The 2519-nt window shown below is 34.5% G+C and carries 4 protein-coding genes; all 4 read right to left on the reverse strand.

Going from position 1 to position 2519, the window contains the following annotated elements; all coding sequences use genetic code 11:
- Positions 1–813: hypothetical protein (locus tag E1176_RS02420; RefSeq protein WP_155208979.1), on the reverse strand; the 813-nt coding region annotated here is incomplete at its 3' end.
- Positions 814–1056: 243 nt separating this feature from the next.
- On the reverse strand, positions 1057–1428 hold the full coding sequence (locus tag E1176_RS02425) for a hypothetical protein (RefSeq protein ID WP_155208980.1): 372 nt from the start codon (positions 1426–1428) through the stop codon (positions 1057–1059).
- 129 nt (positions 1429–1557) lie between these two features.
- Entirely contained in the window at positions 1558–1686 is a 129-nt protein-coding gene (locus E1176_RS21465; protein WP_155208983.1) for a hypothetical protein, read from the reverse strand.
- A 20-nt stretch (positions 1687–1706) separates the two neighbouring features.
- A partial coding sequence (locus E1176_RS02435; RefSeq protein ID WP_155208982.1) for an ATP-binding protein occupies positions 1707–2519 on the reverse strand: 813 nt, incomplete at its 5' end.

Raw genomic sequence — 2519 nt, forward strand, 5'->3', positions numbered from 1 at the left:
AACTCTATAAAGGTCTTTACGAAACAGAAGATTCTCTCTTCGTGGTTTATGATAGTATTCTTTTATAACCTGATATTGGAATCCGTTTATGTAGTATTCTGATTCAGTAATTTTTAGAGCCAGTATTCCATTAGTGAAATATTTCCAAGTCTTGCGAGATCCATGATTATCACCTGAGCTTGAAACAGTTTTAACCAATTCGTTTGAAGTATTCATGTAAATGACATCTCCATCAATAAAATATTGACTTTGATTCTCATCATAAAAATCTGATGCTGTGTCCACTTTGATAAGTGATGCGGTTTCTATTGATTGTTGTAGGCTATCAATTTGAATTTTAATGATCGCAAGCCTGTCCTGGGTTTTAAGAAAAGTGTTATTAAAGTGGTTCAGAGCATTTTGAGACTGGAGTTGTAGTTTGCTTAAGGCAGAATGACGACTGAAATAAGATTTTTCAAGGTTGTTTTCTTTATACAGGAACACATTACCATCAGAGTTCAAGTAAATCCTTGCATCGGGTAAATCGACCCCGTCATCAGGATTAAAGTATATAAAGAAAGCCTTGTATACACCATCTTTCAAGTTGAAGCTATAGTAAGATTCAATAGAGCCATAATCATTCTTATATCGTGCAATGCGTATCTTACCATTTTCAATAAAGTAATTATAACTATCAATCTTAACGTGTTGAAGAACAATATTTCCATTTAGTTTGTAATATTCTTTTTTTATTTCTTCAAGGTTATTCTGAGCGTAAATAGCATTACACAGAAAACAATATATTAAGATTAAGAGAAGTCTGATTTTGATCATGAAATTAGTGATGATAATGTACACCTAAAGCATTTTCTTGCCATATCGGTACTTAACTGAGGTGAAAGTAATATTTTCTGTGTTTTGAACCAAGTTGCATTGTCTTTGGCCAAAAACGTTTCTGGGTTGTTGTCGATGCTTCAAAAGTTTACAAATAGCACTGCATTCTGAAGTGTTACACAAGAAGCACTATAGCACGTGCCTGAAAAAACTGTTCTACACGTCCACTAGAACAGCGGCAGCTTATTCAATTCTTTCGAAAACAATGCCATTACAGGAATCACCTTCTCCAATTGTGATTAGTATTGCAATTGGACCATTAAGTTTTCTTGATAATGGCACAACTGTAATTCCCATTAGATCGATCATACAATCATACGATTTTGCACAGCTTGTACTCCAATCTCCAGTTCTAGTCAAAGTATTTCCTGTGTTTCTGCCAAATGGGTCGAACATGAAGTCGGGTGCATTGGTCAATTTGAATTCTCCAGATTCATAGAGTTGTAAGGAGCAAGTTTTCTTGTACCCTTCTGAATTTAAATACTCTACAGATTCTTCAGTCAATTTATAACTTCCAAAAATGATATCTTCAGATGTAATTTCAGTCAGCTGCACATATTCTGCATCCCAACGATAAAATCATTCAGACTCCTTTAAACCACTTTCCAATTTTTACCCGATCTCACCTGCTTTTGCAAATAACTCATTTAGCTTACGGAGCACAGTGCCTGCTCACCACAGCTTTTACTCTCCTTCTTCCAGATCCCTCAATGCCTGACTTGAAGACTCACACCAATGGCAGTTTTCTTCAGGACTTAATTCCGATGCTTTTTTGTAGCTTTTTATAGCTTTTTCTGTTTGATCATTTGCCAGATATGCTTCTCCCCTTCGTTTTAACTGATTGTTCGCATTTTCAAGGTAATATCACCAATATTATATGCATATACCGATGCAGGCACAAAGGTGAACTTTAAACCATCCATATTTTTCTGCCCCAATTGATCAATAGAAGTTATTACTGCAGAATCAAGTTTGTTTTCTTTGCAAAAACTCATCAAACTTTTAAGTTCTTGAGGTCTTTCATAGTATCTGTTGCTCCATTTGATCTCTACGCCCCATACAGGTTTATAATTTCTGTCATCTACTAATACAAGATCAACTTCACCTTCTTTTCTACCATCTTTCCATCTAGCATAAGTAAGGTCTAATTTTTCTCGATGCATCCATTGTGAAAGAACTGCTGTTTCAACCATATTCCCCATTTCACTATCAGTTTCCATTATTGGAGAAAATAAAGCGGTTCGTAATGATGGATTAGTTAAATAAACTTTAAAGCTTGTCACCCTTTTTAATCTTTTGGCATTAACACCTACTTTATTGAGAACCTTAATTAAGAAGGCCGCTTCTAAATATTCTAGGTATTTTTTTAATGTATCTTTTTGAATTCCGCTTTCTTTAGACATTGTTTCATAAGAAAATTCGTTTCCTGTATTATAAGCGATGTAGGTAAAGAACCTATTAAGTTCCTGTACGTCTTTTATGCCATATAGGCTTGGAAGGTCTCTTAAGAGAACTTTATCAACGATGTCATTTTTGACATACCTGCCCATGTCACCTTGTATTTTTTCAGATAACACAACTTCTGGATAACCTCCAAAATTTAGATAATGAACAAATTCTTTATTTAATTCTTTAGAATCATGTGC

This window comes from Fulvivirga aurantia (assembly GCF_009711475.1).
Taxonomy (GTDB): domain Bacteria; phylum Bacteroidota; class Bacteroidia; order Cytophagales; family Cyclobacteriaceae; genus Fulvivirga; species Fulvivirga aurantia.